We start from the raw sequence: 15,646 nt of genomic DNA, 5'->3' as shown, positions 1-15,646 counted from the left end.
TAATAGAAAACCGAGGCCATTCAGCGCAAGGCGCGTCGATTGATTTCATGGGCGCTCCGGCGTAGGTCTGGCCCCGCATTCCGGCGGGAAAGAGGACGAGATGATGGCCGACAAGCAATTGATTGCGGGCAACTGGAAGATGAACGGGCTGCGCGGGCAGTTGGCCGAGCTGCGCCAGGTCGTCGAGGCTGCCCAGGGCGGTCTGGCCGGACGCTGCGACATTCTCGTCTGCCCGCCGGCCACAATCATTGGCGCCGCGCGCGAGGTTGCCGGCTCGGCCGTCGAGATCGGCGGCCAGGATTGCCACGCCGCCGATTCCGGCGCGCATACCGGCGACATCGGGGCGCCGATGCTCAAGGATGCCGGAGCCAGCCACGTCATCATCGGCCATTCCGAACGCCGCACCGATCACGGCGAAAGCGACGAACTGGTTCGCGACAAGACCGAGGCGGCCTGGCGCGCGGGCCTCGTCGCCGTCGTCTGCATCGGCGAAAGCGAGGCGCAGCGCGACGCCGGCGAGACGCTGGACGTGCTCGGCAGCCAGCTCGACGGATCGCTGCCTGATGCATCGACCGCCGCCAATCTGGTCATTGCCTACGAGCCCGTCTGGGCGATCGGCACCGGCAAGACGCCGACCGTCGAGGATGTCGCCGAGGCCCATGCCTTCATCCGCGAGCGCCTGACGAAGCGGTTCGGCGACGCGCAGGGCCGCGCGGTCCGCGTGCTCTACGGCGGTTCGGTCAAGCCCTCGAACGCCACGGAACTGCTGGCGGTCGCCAATGTGGACGGCGCCCTGGTCGGCGGAGCGAGCTTGAAGGCGGACGACTTCATCGCGATATGCGAGGCATCGAAAGGCGACTGATGCGCTGAAAGCTCTGTCCGGCAAGACAGTTTAGGCTTTCGGCTCGAAGGCGGTTGGAATGGCGGGCTGCGTCCTATACAAGGCGCGCGTCCTCATGATCGACGTTTGCGAAGAAATATGGAAACCATCCTCATCATCGTTCACCTGATGATCGTCCTGGCGCTCGTCGTCGTGGTCCTGCTGCAGCGCTCCGAAGGTGGCGCTCTGGGGATCGGCGGCGGGGGCGGCGGCCTGATGTCGGCGCGCGGTGCGGCCAATGCGCTCACGCGAACCACGGCGATCCTGGCGGTCGCCTTCTTCCTGACGTCGATCGCTCTCGGGATGCTCGCCGGCTACGGCGAGCGTCCGACCGATATTCTGGAGCGTCTGCCGGCCAACCAGCAGAGCGACGACAGCGGCAGCCTTCTGGATCAGTTGGGCGGTCTGCCGGCGGAGGACGACGATGCGGTTCCTGCCGGGGCGACTCAGCAGGCGCCGACGGAACCGCAGGCGCCGGCCGCTTCGCAGGAGCAGGCGCCCGCCGCCGCCGAGCCTTCGTCCGACGTTCCGGCCGGCGGCGCCGACCAGGAAGCCGCACCGGCTCCGGAAACCGATTCCGCTCCGGCGACCCAGGCTCCGGCGCAGAACGACACCTCCTCGGAGCCGACCACGGCTCCCGAGGACAATGGTACGACGACGCCGGCCCAATAACGGCTTCCGAAATTTTCTGGGGATGCGGGGCGCCGAGTGCGCCCCGACTTTTGTTTGGCCGGATTTTGGGGTGGCCAAAAAAGGCCGGAGCAGGTATCGGGAAGGTCCATGGCGCGATACATCTTTATCACTGGCGGCGTGGTTTCCTCTCTGGGAAAAGGCATCGCTTCGGCAGCTCTCGGAGCTCTTCTCGAAGCACGCGGATACCGCGTTCGCCTCAGAAAGCTCGATCCCTATCTCAACGTCGATCCGGGCACGATGAGCCCCTTGCAGCATGGCGAGGTGTTCGTCACCGACGACGGCGCGGAGACCGATCTCGATCTCGGCCACTACGAACGCTTCACCGGCCGACCCGCGAGCCGGATGGACAACATCACCACCGGCCGAATCTATCAGGACATCATCAGCCGAGAGCGGCGCGGCGACTATCTGGGTGCAACCATCCAGGTGATTCCGCACGTCACCGACGCGATCAAGAACTTCGTCCTCGACGGCAACGAAGAGTATGATTTCGTGCTGTGCGAAATCGGCGGCACGGTGGGCGACATCGAGGCGCTGCCGTTCTTCGAGGCGATCCGCCAGCTCGGCAACGACCTGCCGCGCGGCGGCGCGGTCTACGTTCACCTGACGTTGATGCCGTATATCCCGACGGCCGGCGAACTGAAGACCAAGCCGACCCAGCATTCGGTGCGCGAACTGCGCGCCATCGGCATCCAGCCCGACATCCTGATGGTGCGAGCCGACCGGCCGGTACCGGCCGAAGAGCGCCGCAAGCTCTCGCTGTTCTGCAACGTCCGCCCGTCGGCCGTGATCCAGGCGCTGGACGTGGCCACCATCTACGACGTGCCGATCGCCTATCACAAGGAAGGCCTCGACACCGAGGTGCTCGCCGCCTTCGGCATCGACCCGGCGCCCAAGCCGAATTTGAAGCGCTGGACCCAGGTGGTCGACAGCGTGCGCAACCCGGAAGGCGAGGTGACGATCGCCGTCGTCGGCAAGTACACCGGCCTCAAGGACGCCTATAAATCGCTGATCGAGGCGCTGCAGCATGGCGGCATCGCCAACCGGGTGAAGGTACGGCTCGACTGGATCGAGTCGGAGATCTTCGAGAAGGAGGATCCGACGCCCTATCTGGAGCGCGTCAACGGCATCCTGGTGCCGGGTGGCTTCGGCGAGCGCGGCTCGGAGGGCAAGATCCTGGCCGCCCGCTTCGCGCGCCAGCATCAGGTGCCGTATTTCGGCATCTGCTTCGGTATGCAGATGGCGGTGATCGAGGCGGCGCGTTCGATGGCGGGCATCGAAAAGGCGGGCTCGACCGAGTTCGGTCCGGCCGAGGAGCCGGTGGTCGGACTGATGACCGAGTGGATGAAAGGCAACGAGCTGGAGCAGCGGGCGTCCGAGGGCGATCTTGGCGGCACCATGCGGCTCGGCGCCTATGACGCCGCGCTCAAGCCGGGGTCGAAGATCGCCGAGATCTATGGCGATACGCATATTTCCGAACGCCACCGTCACCGTTACGAGGTCAATCGCTCCTACCGCGAACAGCTCGAGGAAGCAGGTATGGTCTTTGCCGGCATGTCGCCGGACGGCCTGCTGCCGGAGACAGTCGAACTCGCCGACCATCCGTGGTTCATCGGCGTGCAGTACCACCCCGAGCTGAAGTCGCGGCCGTTCGCACCCCATCCGCTGTTCGCCTCGTTCATCGCGGCGGCGGTCGAGCGGTCGCGGCTCGTATAAACCGGGAGGATCGCCCATGTCGTCGCCCGCCAGCACCGTCTCGGTCGGCTCCGCCACCTTCGCGTCCGACAAGCCGTTCACGCTGATTGCCGGCCCTTGCCAGATGGAAAGCCGCGACCACGCGCTGATGATCGCCGAGAAGATGAAGCGGATCACAGAGGATCTCGGCATCGGCTACGTCTTCAAGGCGAGCTTCGACAAGGCGAACCGCACCAGCCTGTCCGGCAGGCGCGGCATCGGTCTCGAGGGCGCGCTGCCGGTGTTCGACGAGATCAAGCGGACCTTCGATCTGCCGGTGCTGACGGACGTCCACACCGAGGAGCAGTGCGCCGTGGTGGGAGAGGCCTGCGATATCCTGCAGATCCCGGCGTTCCTCTGCCGCCAGACCGATCTGTTGATCGCCGCCGCCAAGACGGACCGGGTGATCAACATCAAGAAAGGCCAGTTCCTCGCCCCCTGGGACATGAAGAACGTGCTCGCCAAGGTCACCGACAGCGGCAATCCCAACGTGCTCTTGACCGAGCGCGGCGCCTCGTTCGGCTACAACACGCTCGTCTCCGACATGCGCGCCCTGCCGATCATGGCCGAGATGGGCGCGCCGGTGGTGTTCGATGCCACGCATTCGGTGCAGCAGCCCGGCGGGCAGGGCGGTTCGTCAGGAGGGGAGCGGCGATTTGTCGAGACGCTGGCGCGCGCCGCGGTGGCCGTCGGGGTGGCCGGCCTTTTCATCGAGACCCATGAGGATCCCGATCATGCGCCGTCCGACGGCCCGAACATGGTGCCGCTCGACCGGATGGCCGAACTCCTCGGCCGTCTCGTGGCGCTGGACCGGGTGGCAAAAGGTCTGAACTAAGATCCAGACCTGGACGCGGCTCCCGGATCGACAATCCTCGATCGAGGCCGCCGCGGGCGGCCGAGCCGCCGCGCGGTCGATTCCCTATAGATCAGGCCAGACCGGCCCGGCGCAGCTCGGTCTCGGCCGCCGAGCTGGATTGATCGGTATCGGCGAAGGCTCGCTCGAACTCCGCCACCTTGTCGTCGTCGACCAGATGCGCCGAGCGCCATAACATCCTGCGGCGACCGTTCGCGCCGGTGAGGCGGCCCACGACGATCCCGTCGATTTTCACGAGCTCCTCAAATCCACGGCGCTCGAACTCAACTCTTTTCGGCATTGAATGCTCCTCCGCTTCAGCGTTCGCCGACATCTTTCGGCCGTAATATAAGAAAGCCCTTCTGGACCGGCCAGGGGTTGCGAAATCGACCCCTCCTGTCGCGAAGCGCGAAATCGGCGATTTGCCGCACCTACGCCATACATTTCCTCCGAAAAATCGATTAGAAGGCGGCGAACGTTCGTTTGGCAAAGGAGCATGAAGGGCATGACTGCCATCATCGATATCATTGGACGCGAGATCCTCGACAGCCGCGGCAACCCGACGGTCGAGGTCGACGTGGTTCTGGAAGACGGCTCCGAAGGCCGCGCCGCCGTCCCCTCGGGCGCTTCCACCGGCGTGCATGAAGCGGTCGAGCTGCGCGACGGCGACAAGAAGCGCTATGGCGGCAAGGGCGTCACCAAGGCCGTCGACGCGGTCAACGGCGAGATCGCCGAGGCCGTCGTGGGCTTCGAGGCCGAGAATCAGCTGAAGATCGACAAGACGCTGATCGATCTGGACGGCACCAAGAACAAGGGCCGCATCGGCGCCAACGCCATCCTCGGCGTCTCGCTCGCCGTCGCCAAGGCTGCGGCCCAGGCTGCCGGCCTGCCGCTCTATCGCTATGTCGGCGGCACCAGCGCACACGTGCTGCCCGTGCCGATGATGAACATCATCAATGGCGGCGCGCATGCCGACAATCCGATCGATTTCCAGGAATTCATGATCATGCCCGTTGGCGCGCCGACCTTCGCGGAAGGGCTGCGCATGGGCGCCGAGATCTTCGCCTCTTTGAAGAAGATGCTGAAGGACGCCGGCCACAACACCAATGTCGGCGACGAAGGCGGCTTCGCTCCGGGACTCGCTTCGGCCAAGGAAGGCCTCGACTTCATCATGAAGTCGGCCGAGAACGTCGGCTACAAGCCGGGCGAGGACGTCTACATCGCGCTCGACTGCGCGTCGTCCGAGTTCTTCAAGGACGGCGTCTATGATCTCGCCGGCGAGGGCCGCAAGCTGAACTCGGCAGAGATGGCCGATTACCTGGCGGAGCTGATGGGTGCCTATCCGATCATCTCGATCGAGGACGGCATGGCCGAGGACGACTGGGACGGCTGGGCGACGCTGACCGCCAAGATCGGCGACCGCTGCCAGCTGGTCGGCGACGACCTGTTCGTCACCAATTCGGAACGTCTGCGCCAGGGCATCGAGAAGCACGTCGCAAACTCGCTGCTGGTCAAGGTCAATCAGATCGGCTCGCTGACCGAGACGCTCGACGCCGTCGACGTCGCGCATCGCGCCGGCTACACGACCGTGATGTCGCACCGCTCGGGCGAGACCGAGGATTCGACCATCGCCGACCTCGCCGTCGCCGCCAACTGCGGACAGATCAAGACCGGCTCGCTGTCGCGCTCCGACCGCTTGGCCAAGTACAACCAGCTCCTGCGCATCGAGGAAGAGCTGGGCGACGCCGCGGTCTATGCTGGCCGCAGCATCCTGAAGAAGCGCTGATATCCTCACCTGCGGGCCGGTCCTTTGTCCGGCCCTTTCCGAGGTCCATTGCACGGGCTCGGCTGTTCGTCAGCCGGGCCCGTTCTCGTTCGAGCGCCATGACGGCAAAAGCCTCAGGGACCGATGAAAAACGGCTGCGAGCGGGTCGCGTCGTCCGGTGGCCATCGGCAAACGTGAAGGCGGTTTCCTGCGGCTAGGCTCTTGAGCGCCGTCATGTCGAGTTGGCAGATCGCTCCGGCTAACGCGGAACGGGGGCCGCCATCGCCTCACGGCTGGGGCTCGCCGCGAATCTCTGCAGATTAAGGCGACGGGCGGGCAGAGCTGATGTTTTATTCGCAGTTTCAAAGCGTTGTCGGCCACGCTGGGGCAATAAGAAATTAACCCTGACGTCGCATGATCCAGTTTCAGGACAGGATCCATCGCGTCCGGCATGATTGGCCAACCGATCTGCGGAGTTGCGTTTGTCGACCCGGGCCATTGTATCTCTTTTTCGGCCATCGAGACCGGTATGTGGACCAGACAGAAACGAAACACCAAGGTCGGGCGCCTGATCGTGCCAGCGATCACGGCCAGTTTTCTCGCCTATTTCGCCATGCACGCCCAGAGCGGGCAGTACGGATTGGAAGCCAAGCACGAACTGTCGCAGCGTCTGGAAGAGGCACAGGCGCGGCAGGAGAAGCTTCACAAGGACCGCGTCCAGCTCGAACGTCGGGTTCAACTGCTGCATGACGGCACGCTGGAGCGCGACATGATCGACGAGCGGGCGCGTCGGGCGCTCAACTATGCCGCACCCGACGAGATCGTGATCATGCGCTGAGACGCGACCGCAATAATAACTGAACGTGAGTTAAGTTTTCTTTCAAAAGCCTGCTTAACTCACGTTCAGTTATATTAGCGACGATCTCTTGTTTCTGCGTTTTCCGGGCCTATAGTCTGCGCCAGCAGCTGCCAGAGGCAGCAAGCGGCAACGCACCGGAGGACCGCATGGCGGCGACCAGACAAAAGAAGGCCGATTCCAAATCGACTGGCGAAAGCGGCATGTCGAAGGCCGAGATCGTCCAAACGCTGGAACATTTCGAGACGCCGCCTCCCTCCAAGTTTTCCAAGGACGACGACCTCAAGGCCTATCGCAACATGCTGTTGATCCGCCGCTTCGAAGAGAAGGCGGGCCAGCTCTACGGCATGGGTTTCATCGGCGGCTTCTGCCACCTCTATATCGGTCAGGAAGCCGTCGTCACCGGCATGCAGATGGCCCTCAAGGAGGGCGATCAGATCATCACCGGCTACCGCGACCACGGCCACATGCTGGCCACCGGCATGGAAGCGCGCGGCGTCATGGCCGAGCTGACCGGACGCCGCTCGGGCTACTCCCGCGGCAAGGGCGGCTCGATGCACATGTTCTCCAAGGAAAAGAACTTCTTCGGCGGGCACGGCATCGTCGGCGCACAGGTACCGATCGGCACCGGGCTGGCCTTCTCCAACCGCTACAAGGGCTCCGACGCGGTCTCGATGACCTATTTCGGTGACGGCGCGGCCAATCAGGGCCAGGTCTACGAGAGCTTCAACATGGCCTCTTTGTGGAAGCTGCCGGTAATCTTCGTCATCGAGAACAACCGCTATGCCATGGGCACCTCGGTCAATCGCGCTTCGGCCGAGACGAATTTCGCCCATCGCGGCATTTCCTTCAAAATTCCCGGCATTCAGGTCGACGGCATGGACGTTCGCGCGGTCAAGGCGGCGGGCGACGTGGCCCTCGATCATTGCCGCAAGGGCAACGGGCCGGTCATTCTGGAAATGATGACTTACCGTTATCGCGGCCACTCGATGTCTGATCCGGCCAAGTACCGGACTCGCGACGAAGTCCAGCAGATGCGGTCCGAGCGCGATCCGATCGAGCAGGTTCGCCGGCGGTTGATGGAAGAGCACGGTCTCGGCGAGGATGAACTGAAGGGAATCGACAAGGAGGTCCGCGACGTCGTTCAGGACGCCGCCGACTTCGCCCAGAACGATCCGGAGCCGGATCCGGCCGAGCTGTGGACCGACATCTACGCAGACGAGATCCCTCAGGCGGCCGAATAAAGAGAACGCACCATGGCTACGCAGATTTTGATGCCGGCCCTCTCGCCGACGATGGAAGAGGGTACGCTGTCCAAATGGATCAAGCAGGAAGGCGACGCCGTCGCTCCGGGCGACGTGATCGCAGAGATCGAGACCGACAAGGCGACCATGGAGGTCGAGGCGGTCGATGAGGGAACGCTCGGCAAGATCCTGGTGCAGGCCGGCACCGAGGGCGTCAAGGTGAACGCCCCGATCGCCGTGCTTCTCGAGGAAGGCGAGGATGCAAGTGCCATCGATGCCGCGGCATCGAAGCCGGCGCAAACCGAGCCGGCAGCGGATTCGGAGCCGCATGAGCAGCGCTCCGCCGACGGTGCGGGCGGCCAGGGTGGCCAAGCCTCCGGCGGCGACGCCGTCGCCGACGCAAACGCTCGCCGTGTGCCGGCCGAGGGCAAGGTGCATCCCGAGCCGGACGACGCCGAAGGCGATCTCGCCCAGGAGATTCCGGACGGTACCGAAATGGTCTCGCAGACCGTGCGCGAGGCGCTGCGCGATGCCATGGCCGAAGAGATGCGGCGCGACGAGTCGGTCTTCCTGATGGGCGAGGAAGTCGCCGAGTACCAGGGTGCCTACAAGATCAGCCAGGGGCTGCTCGAAGAATTCAGCGCCCGGCGCGTAGTCGACACGCCGATCACCGAGCACGGCTTTGCCGGCCTCGGCGTCGGCGCGGCGTTCGGCGGCTTGCGGCCGATCGTCGAATTCATGACCTTCAACTTCGCCATGCAGGCGATCGACCAGATCATCAACTCGGCTGCCAAGACCCTTTACATGGCCGGCGGCCAGATGGGCTGCCCGATCGTCTTCCGCGGACCGAACGGCGCCGCGGCCCGCGTCGCGGCCCAGCACAGCCAGGACTATGCGGCCTGGTACAGCCACGTACCGGGCCTCAAGGTCGTCCAGCCCTATACGGCGGCTGACGCCAAGGGGCTGCTCAAGTCGGCGATCCGCGATCCCAATCCGGTGATCTTCCTTGAGAATGAGATCCTCTACGGCCATTCCTTCGACATCCCGAAGATCGACGATTGGACGGTACCGATCGGCAAGGCGCGTATCCACCGCAAGGGCAAGGACGTGACCATCGTTTCCTTCGGCATCGGTATGACCTACGCCGTCAAGGCGGCGGAGGAACTGGAGAAGGAGGGGATCGACGCCGAGGTGATCGACCTTCGCACCATCCGCCCGATGGACCTCGATACGGTGGTGCGGTCGGTCAAGAAGACCAATCGCTGCGTCACCGTCGAGGAAGGCTACCCGCAGAGCTCGGTCGGCGCCCATATCGCCTCGGAGCTGATGGCGCGGGCCTTCGATTGGCTGGACGCTCCGGTTCTCAAGGTAGCGGGCAAGGACGTTCCGATGCCCTATGCCGCCAACCTCGAGAAGCTGGCGTTGCCTTCGGTCAAGGAGGTCATCGACGCAGTCAAGGCGGTAACCTACCGGGATTGACCCCATGCCGAGCTTCCAGCGCCGAGGAGCAGCATCGTGAGCGACGTCCTTGAGCTGACGCAATGGGTCGACGCTCCGCCGTCGGAGGTGTGGGCTTGCCTCACCAAGCCGGAGTGCTTCAAGGCGTGGTGGCGCGACACGATCGAGTTCGACGCGCGCGACGGAGGCGATCTGCTGGAGCCGTGGGTGAGCCCCGCAGGCGACGGCCGCGTCACCCGGGCGCAGGTCACGGCATTCCATCCCCCCAGGGGATTGGTGATGGTATGGGCCGACGACGACTGGACGTTCGATACCGTCGTTTCGGTTTGGATCGAGCCGTCCGAGGGCGGCTCGGAGGTTCGAATCGAACACCAGGGTTGGCTTAAGGCGGACGATGCCGCGCGCCAGCAACTTATAGAAGACCATAGAGGCGGCTGGGCCAACCACCTCGCCAACCTCGCCGCCCACGCCGAGGCCCATGATGCCCGGCGCAGGGGCCACTGAGGAGATTTTTGATGCCGATCAACGTCACCATGCCCGCTCTGTCGCCAACGATGGAGGAGGGCAACCTCTCCAAATGGTTGGTGAAGGAGGGCGACAGCGTCGCGCCGGGCGACGTCATTGCCGAGATCGAGACCGACAAGGCGACCATGGAGGTCGAGGCGGTCGACGAGGGCACCGTCGCCAAGATCGTCATCCCCGAGGGTTCGGAAGGCGTGAAGGTCAACGAGCTGATCGCCATTCTCGCGGCGGACGGCGAAGATCCGGCGGAAGCGGCGAAAGGCGGCGGCGACACGGGCACCAAGGCGCCGCCCTCCGGAAACGGTGCCGTGGCACCCGATCCCAAGGCCGATGCCGCCACGGTCGGCTCGACCGAGGAAGCCAAGGACCCGGCGGCGCGCGGCGACCAGCGGACGACCCCTCAGCCGGCCCCGAACGCAACGGCGAACGGTGGAGGCGGCCGCGTCTTCGCTTCGCCCCTGGCGCGCCGTCTCGCCAAGGAGCAGGGCATCGACCTCTCGGCCGTTTCGGGCTCCGGTCCGCGCGGCCGGATCGTCAAGGCCGACATCGAGTCCGCGGCCAAGGCCGGAACCGGCGCCCAGAAGGCGCCCGCATCTGGCGCCGCGGAAGCTCCCAAGGCGGCCGAGGCGGCAGCGCCGATGGCCAAGGCATCCAGCGACGAGCAGATCCTCAAGCTGTTCCCCGAGGGCTCCTACGAGAAGATCCCGCATGACAACATGCGCAAGACGATCGCTCGGCGCCTGGTGGAATCGAAGCAGACGGTTCCGCACTTCTATCTGACGCTGGACTGCGAGCTGGACGCTCTTCTGGCATTGCGCAAGCAGCTCAACGAGGCCGCGCCGACGGTGAAGACCGAGGCGGGCGAGAAGCCGGCTTACAAGCTCTCGGTCAACGACATGGTGATCAAGGCGATGGCGCTCGCGCTGAAGGCCGTGCCCGACGCCAACGTCTCGTGGACCGATGCGGCCATGATCAAGCACAAGAACGCCGATGTCGGCGTCGCCGTTTCGATCGAGGGCGGGCTGATCACGCCAGTGATCCGCAAGGCCGACGAAAAGACCTTGTCGACCATCTCCAACGAGATGAAGGATCTGGCCAAGCGGGCGCGCTCGCGCAAGCTGAAGCCGGAAGAGTATCAGGGCGGCACGACGGCCGTCTCCAATCTCGGAATGTTCGGCATCAAGGACTTCTCGGCGGTCATCAATCCGCCGCACGCAACCATCCTGGCGGTCGGCGCCGGCGAGCAGCGTGCGGTGGTCAAGAGCGGCGCGCTGGCCGTCGCCACCGTCATGACGGCGACGCTGTCCACCGATCACCGCGCCGTCGACGGGGCGCTCGGAGCAGAGCTTCTCTCGGCCTTCAAGCGCTTCATCGAGAACCCGATGTCGATGCTGGTCTAGGACAGCAGACATCCGGGCTCCCGCATCCGACCCTGAGTTCCGCGTGGTCTTGTTCGAAAGCTGAATGGTTTTTGCAGCAACACTTCAGGAGCAACCATGCTGCGACGGATTTCGCTCAGTCTCGCTCTATCGCTCGCCCCGGCCACGGTGCCGGGGCTCGATGTGGCCTTCGCCGCGGGGCCCGTTTCCCAGGAACAGCTGAAGCGCGAGGTATCGGAAGCCTACCACTGGGACAGCATCTTCGAGAAAACCGTCGACGGCTTCATCGAGGAGGGCCGCAATGCCGGATTCTGGACCAATGGCGGCAGCACGCTGACCGAACCGCAGTTGATCGCCCGGGTTCGAGACCTTCTCTTTGAGAACAAGCGGGAGATCGTGATGCGGGCGGAGACCAACGCCGTGTCCCGGATCGACGCCGTCCGCCTTGCCACGCATCTGGGGCGCCTCGACCGATACGAATATCGCGACAAGGACTTCGAGGTGAGGCAGCAGGTCATCAAGTCTTATTACGATGCGATCTTCGACGCGATGAAGGTCTACACGGAGCAGGCCAAGAGGGAGATCGGCAGTTGGTGAAGGTTGTGCTGGTGCCCGACCGGCGGTGCGGCTTCGCAAAGCCGTCGGCACGATGGTCGAAGAGAGCAGACGTGACCCGTCGATCCTTGGCAACCGGTTTGCTGACTGCAATTTTGACGCTGAACGCTCCGATGCCGGTTCTCGTCAGTCCAGCGGCAGCGCAGACGGACCAGGACCAGATCGCCGAGGCCGTGGCGGAAATCTACGGCTGGCAACAGGACTTTGAACAGACCGTGGATGGGTTCATTGCTGAAACTCAGAAATATGGGTTTTGGTCGGGGAGCGAGAACAAGGACACCGAGTCTCAGCGCATCGGGCGCGCCCGTGAACTGATGCTCGAGAACCGGCTGGCGATTTTGGATTCGGCGAAAAACAACGTGCTCGAAACCTTCCGGCCGGATGAGCTGGAGGCCCATCTTCAGAGGATCCGCAGCGACGTGCGGACCTCAAAAGACGATGCGATCGTCGAACAAATCCAGAAGATCTATTACGACGCGGTCTTCAACGGGCTGCAAACCTTTGGCGCGCAGGCATCAAAGGAAATCGACGGGTAGCGGACTGCGACGATCCGATGAGTGCTCGAATGAAAACCGTTCTTTGTTACGGCGACTCGTTGACCTGGGGCTTCAATGCCGAGGGTCCGAGCCGCCATGATTTCGCAGATCGCTGGCCGAGCCGCCTGGCGTCCGGCCTCGGAGCAGACGCGCGGGTGATCGCCGAAGGCCTCAATGGCCGTACGACGATCTACGACGACAACAGCGTGACGGAGGACCGCAACGGCGCCCGCACGCTGCCGGTGTTCCTGTCGTCGCACCAGCCGCTCGACCTCGTGGCGATCATGCTCGGCACCAACGATCTGAAGCGCAACACCGGTGGCGGCTACGCCTTTCCGGCCAAGCAGGGCATGGAACGGCTGGTGCGGATCGTCCAGACGTTTCCGTTCTGGGAGGACTTCGCGCGGCCCAACATCCTGATCGTCACGCCGCCGGTCTTCCGGGCGGCGAGGGACGCGAATTTCGAAGAGATGTTCGGTCACGCGAGAGCGGAATCGCGCCGTCTGGCTTCGATGTACCGCGAGCTCGGCGACGCGCTGGGCTGCCATGTCTTCGATGCCGCGGAGGCGTGCGAAACCACGCCGATCGACGGCATTCATCTCGACGCGGAGAACACGCGCCGGCTCGGGGACGCTCTCGTTCCCGTGGTGCGGCGCATCCTCGACGCCACGGCGGACTAAGCGCCCGAGCGCCGATAAAAGGTAAGGACTGTTATGGCTGATTCATACGATATCCTGGTCATCGGCGGCGGACCCGGCGGCTATGTCGCGGCGATCCGTGCCGCGCAGCTCGGGTTCAAGACGGCGGTGGTCGAACGCGAGCACATGGGCGGCATCTGCCTCAACTGGGGCTGCATTCCGACCAAGGCGCTGCTGCGCTCGGCCGAAGTCTTCCACTACGCTGAAAACGCCAAAAACTACGGGCTGTCGGTGGAGAAGGCGACGGTCGATCTGCCGGCCGTCGTCAAGCGGTCGCGCGGCGTTTCCGCGCAGCTGGCCGGCGGCGTCGGCTTTCTCATGAAGAAGAACAAGGTCGACGTCATCTGGGGCGAAGCGAAGATCGCCAAGGCCGGGAAGGGCGGTCCGGTCGAGGTTGTCGTCGGCAAGTCGTCGAAACCCGTCGTCGAACCGCAGAACCCGGTGCCCAAGGGCGTCAAGGGCGAGGGTACGTACCAGGCCAAGCACGTGATCGTGGCGACCGGTGCCCGGCCGCGCGTGCTGCCCGGCATCGAGCCGGACGGCGACCGGATCTGGACCTACTTCGAAGCGATGAAGCCGGCGGCCATGCCGAAGTCGCTGATCGTGATGGGGTCGGGCGCGATCGGAATCGAGTTCGCTTCCTTCTATCGCACCATGGGTGCCGAGGTGACGGTGGTCGAGCTCCTGCCGCAGATCCTGCCCGTCGAGGACGCGGAGATCGCCAGCATCGCGCACAAGCGCTTCGAGAAGCAGGGCATCAAGATCATCACCGACGCCAAGGTCTCCAAGGTCGAGAAGGGCAAGGACGGCCTCACCGTCACGGTGGAGCCGAAGGGCGGCAAGGCGCAGACGCTGAACGCCGAGCGGTTGATCTCGGCCGTGGGCGTGCAGGGCAATTCGGAAAATCTCGGCCTCGAGGCGCTGGGCGTCGAGATCGAGCGCGGGATCATCAAGACGGACGGCTTCGGCAAGACGAATGTCGATGGCATCTATGCCATCGGCGATGTCGCCGGCCCGCCGATGCTCGCTCACAAGGCCGAGCATGAGGGCGTGATCTGCGTCGAGAAGATCAAGGGCCTCGATCCGCATCCGATGAAGAAGACGCAGATCCCCGGCTGCACCTACTGCCAGCCGCAGATCGCCTCGGTCGGCTTGACCGAGGCCAAGGCCAAGGAGAACGGCCGCGAGATCAAGGTCGGCCGCTTCCCGTTCGTCGCCAACGGCAAGGCGATCGCGCTGGGCGAGCCCGACGGCTTGGTGAAGACGATCTTCGACGCCAAGACCGGCGAGCTTCTGGGCGCCCACATGGTCGGTGCGGAAGTGACCGAGCTGATCCAGGGCTTCGTCGTCGCCATGGGACTGGAGACCACGGAAGAAGAGCTGATGCACACGGTCTTCCCGCATCCCACCCTGTCGGAGATGATGCACGAGAGCGTGCTTGACGCCTACGGACAGGTTCTCAACTACTGATCCGGACCGCCGAACTCCGATTCGCAACCGGGCCGATTGCGCGCAAACGGTCTGGTTGCAGGATCGCGAGCCGCGACCTAATCTGGCTGTCCTGTGTCGAGGGGGTAGTCAGATGAGTCAGGACGTACACGCAGACCCGCTTGTTTCCACCGGTCGAGTCGATCCGGCCCAGCCGGTCGTTTCGACGCCTGTCCAAGGTGGACCGAGCGCCGACGCTCGAGCCTTGCTGGCCTATGAAGCCAACAAGAAGTCCACCGGAGCAGCCTATCTGCTCTGGTTCTTCCTGGGCGGGCTAGGCGGGCATCGCTTCTATATGGGACGCGTCGGCTCCGGGATCGGAATGGCGGCCCTTTGCCTGCTCGGTTTCGTGACGCTGGGAATCACCTTCATCCCGTTGGCAATCTGGGTCATCATCGACGCGTTTCTGCTTGCCGGCATGGTTCGCAACCACAATCGAAAAGTCGCGCTCGCTGCGGGGGCAGGTGGCATGATTATGGACATTTAACTGACGTAGTGGCCGTATCGACGCCCAAGTCCGATAGGGCCTACCGTTGGTAGAATGCGGGCTGCCGATTAATTTAGTTGCTCTCCGCGACTTGTCGGACCGTTTTTGCGCCCAAATTTGGGCAAGACAAACGGTAACCCTGACTGGGAGAGTTGAAATGGATGTGAATGGCGTCGGCTGGATCGCTGCAATCATTATCGGAGGCTTGGCCGGGTGGCTGGCAGAACAGTTCATGAAGAGCGACATGGGCCTCTTGATGAACATCATCCTCGGCATCGTCGGTGCCGTGGTCCTCAACGCGATTCTGGCCGCCATCGGCATGGCCTATTCCGGCTGGATCGCCTATCTCATTATCGGTTTCATCGGCGCTTGCCTGCTCATTGCGGTCTTCCGCATGTTCCGGGGCCGCAGCGCTCGGTGATTGCATCGACAGGCCGG

At 64.1% G+C, this 15,646-nt stretch carries 17 protein-coding genes; 16 read left to right on the top strand and 1 reads right to left on the bottom strand.

Features of this window, described 5'->3' with window-relative positions; genetic code table 11:
• The first annotated feature begins 103 nt into the window (after positions 1-103).
• From tpiA to kdsA, 4 genes are all read left to right on the top strand, one after another.
• The gene (gene tpiA / locus SMD10_RS16345) at positions 104-862 is read left to right on the top strand and encodes a triose-phosphate isomerase (RefSeq protein ID WP_331686839.1); all 759 of its coding nucleotides are present in this window, start codon (positions 104-106) and stop codon (positions 860-862) included.
• A gap of 117 nt (positions 863-979) precedes the next feature.
• On the top strand, positions 980-1,552 hold the full coding sequence (gene secG / locus SMD10_RS16340; protein WP_331686792.1) for a preprotein translocase subunit SecG: 573 nt from the start codon (positions 980-982) through the stop codon (positions 1,550-1,552).
• 108 nt (positions 1,553-1,660) lie between these two features.
• Positions 1,661-3,289, top strand: a complete 1,629-nt coding sequence (pyrG, locus tag SMD10_RS16335; RefSeq protein WP_331686791.1) for a CTP synthase — start codon at positions 1,661-1,663, stop codon at positions 3,287-3,289.
• A 16-nt stretch (positions 3,290-3,305) separates the two neighbouring features.
• Positions 3,306-4,142 carry a 3-deoxy-8-phosphooctulonate synthase gene (gene kdsA, locus SMD10_RS16330; protein WP_331686790.1) on the top strand — a complete coding sequence of 279 codons (837 nt, stop codon included), beginning with the start codon at positions 3,306-3,308 and terminating at the stop codon, positions 4,140-4,142.
• Positions 4,143-4,233: 91 nt separating this feature from the next.
• On the opposite strand, the gene SMD10_RS16325 is transcribed toward kdsA, so the two are convergent.
• Complete coding sequence (locus SMD10_RS16325) at positions 4,234-4,494, bottom strand: hypothetical protein (protein ID WP_331686789.1); 261 nt, start codon at positions 4,492-4,494, stop codon at positions 4,234-4,236.
• A gap of 171 nt (positions 4,495-4,665) precedes the next feature.
• Between SMD10_RS16325 and eno the strand changes: the two genes are divergently transcribed.
• From eno to SMD10_RS16265, 12 genes are all read left to right on the top strand, one after another.
• Positions 4,666-5,946: a phosphopyruvate hydratase gene (gene eno, locus SMD10_RS16320; RefSeq protein WP_331686788.1), complete on the top strand. Its 1,281-nt coding sequence runs from the start codon at positions 4,666-4,668 to the stop codon at positions 5,944-5,946.
• Positions 5,947-6,454: 508 nt separating this feature from the next.
• Positions 6,455-6,763 carry an FtsB family cell division protein gene (locus SMD10_RS16315; protein WP_331686787.1) on the top strand — a complete coding sequence of 103 codons (309 nt, stop codon included), beginning with the start codon at positions 6,455-6,457 and terminating at the stop codon, positions 6,761-6,763.
• A 167-nt stretch (positions 6,764-6,930) separates the two neighbouring features.
• Positions 6,931-8,025, top strand: coding sequence for a pyruvate dehydrogenase (acetyl-transferring) E1 component subunit alpha (gene pdhA / locus SMD10_RS16310; RefSeq protein ID WP_432757259.1), 1,095 nt, complete (start codon positions 6,931-6,933; stop codon positions 8,023-8,025).
• Positions 8,026-8,037: 12 nt separating this feature from the next.
• Positions 8,038-9,504, top strand: coding sequence for a pyruvate dehydrogenase complex E1 component subunit beta (locus tag SMD10_RS16305; protein ID WP_331686786.1), 1,467 nt, complete (start codon positions 8,038-8,040; stop codon positions 9,502-9,504).
• A 36-nt stretch (positions 9,505-9,540) separates the two neighbouring features.
• Entirely contained in the window at positions 9,541-9,987 is a 447-nt protein-coding gene (locus SMD10_RS16300) for an SRPBCC family protein (protein ID WP_331686785.1), read from the top strand.
• An 11-nt stretch (positions 9,988-9,998) separates the two neighbouring features.
• Positions 9,999-11,405 (top strand): pyruvate dehydrogenase complex dihydrolipoamide acetyltransferase, encoded by a 1,407-nt coding sequence (locus tag SMD10_RS16295; RefSeq protein WP_331686784.1) that lies wholly within the window; start codon positions 9,999-10,001, stop codon positions 11,403-11,405.
• Between the two features lie 96 nt (positions 11,406-11,501).
• Positions 11,502-11,981, top strand: a complete 480-nt coding sequence (locus SMD10_RS16290) for a hypothetical protein (protein WP_331686783.1) — start codon at positions 11,502-11,504, stop codon at positions 11,979-11,981.
• Positions 11,975-12,535 (top strand): hypothetical protein, encoded by a 561-nt coding sequence (locus SMD10_RS16285; RefSeq protein ID WP_331686782.1) that lies wholly within the window; start codon positions 11,975-11,977, stop codon positions 12,533-12,535. Before SMD10_RS16290 ends, SMD10_RS16285 begins: the two co-directional genes overlap by 7 nt.
• A 29-nt stretch (positions 12,536-12,564) precedes the next feature.
• Positions 12,565-13,215: an SGNH/GDSL hydrolase family protein gene (locus SMD10_RS16280; RefSeq protein WP_331686781.1), complete on the top strand. Its 651-nt coding sequence runs from the start codon at positions 12,565-12,567 to the stop codon at positions 13,213-13,215.
• A 33-nt stretch (positions 13,216-13,248) separates the two neighbouring features.
• Complete coding sequence (lpdA, locus tag SMD10_RS16275; protein ID WP_331686780.1) at positions 13,249-14,703, top strand: dihydrolipoyl dehydrogenase; 1,455 nt, start codon at positions 13,249-13,251, stop codon at positions 14,701-14,703.
• Between the two features lie 112 nt (positions 14,704-14,815).
• Entirely contained in the window at positions 14,816-15,208 is a 393-nt protein-coding gene (locus SMD10_RS16270; protein WP_331686779.1) for a TM2 domain-containing protein, read from the top strand.
• A gap of 157 nt (positions 15,209-15,365) precedes the next feature.
• Entirely contained in the window at positions 15,366-15,629 is a 264-nt protein-coding gene (locus SMD10_RS16265; RefSeq protein WP_331686778.1) for a GlsB/YeaQ/YmgE family stress response membrane protein, read from the top strand.
• Positions 15,630-15,646 lie beyond the last annotated feature (17 nt).

It is taken from the genome of Consotaella aegiceratis, assembly GCF_036541425.1.
Taxonomy (GTDB): domain Bacteria; phylum Pseudomonadota; class Alphaproteobacteria; order Rhizobiales; family Rhizobiaceae; genus Consotaella; species Consotaella aegiceratis.
Note: the sequence above shows the minus strand (reverse complement) of the source record. Positions and strands in the feature narration are given on the sequence as shown.

Bases quoted from the DNA above. Each gene is read 5' to 3' on its own strand.
- tpiA (WP_331686839.1), top strand. From the start codon at position 104: ATGGCCGACAAGCAATTGATTGCGGGCAACTGGAAGATGAACGGGCTG.
- SMD10_RS16315 (WP_331686787.1), top strand. From the start codon at position 6,455: ATGTGGACCAGACAGAAACGAAACACCAAGGTCGGGCGCCTGATCGTG.
- lpdA (WP_331686780.1), top strand. From the start codon at position 13,249: ATGGCTGATTCATACGATATCCTGGTCATCGGCGGCGGACCCGGCGGC.
- SMD10_RS16290 (WP_331686783.1), top strand. From the start codon at position 11,502: ATGCTGCGACGGATTTCGCTCAGTCTCGCTCTATCGCTCGCCCCGGCC.
- SMD10_RS16325 (WP_331686789.1), bottom strand. From the start codon at position 4,494: ATGTCGGCGAACGCTGAAGCGGAGGAGCATTCAATGCCGAAAAGAGTT.
- SMD10_RS16265 (WP_331686778.1), top strand. From the start codon at position 15,366: ATGGATGTGAATGGCGTCGGCTGGATCGCTGCAATCATTATCGGAGGC.
- SMD10_RS16280 (WP_331686781.1), top strand. From the start codon at position 12,565: ATGAAAACCGTTCTTTGTTACGGCGACTCGTTGACCTGGGGCTTCAAT.
- SMD10_RS16295 (WP_331686784.1), top strand. From the start codon at position 9,999: ATGCCGATCAACGTCACCATGCCCGCTCTGTCGCCAACGATGGAGGAG.
- kdsA (WP_331686790.1), top strand. From the start codon at position 3,306: ATGTCGTCGCCCGCCAGCACCGTCTCGGTCGGCTCCGCCACCTTCGCG.
- SMD10_RS16305 (WP_331686786.1), top strand. From the start codon at position 8,038: ATGGCTACGCAGATTTTGATGCCGGCCCTCTCGCCGACGATGGAAGAG.
- pdhA (WP_432757259.1), top strand. From the start codon at position 6,931: ATGGCGGCGACCAGACAAAAGAAGGCCGATTCCAAATCGACTGGCGAA.
- eno (WP_331686788.1), top strand. From the start codon at position 4,666: ATGACTGCCATCATCGATATCATTGGACGCGAGATCCTCGACAGCCGC.
- secG (WP_331686792.1), top strand. From the start codon at position 980: ATGGAAACCATCCTCATCATCGTTCACCTGATGATCGTCCTGGCGCTC.
- pyrG (WP_331686791.1), top strand. From the start codon at position 1,661: ATGGCGCGATACATCTTTATCACTGGCGGCGTGGTTTCCTCTCTGGGA.
- SMD10_RS16270 (WP_331686779.1), top strand. From the start codon at position 14,816: ATGAGTCAGGACGTACACGCAGACCCGCTTGTTTCCACCGGTCGAGTC.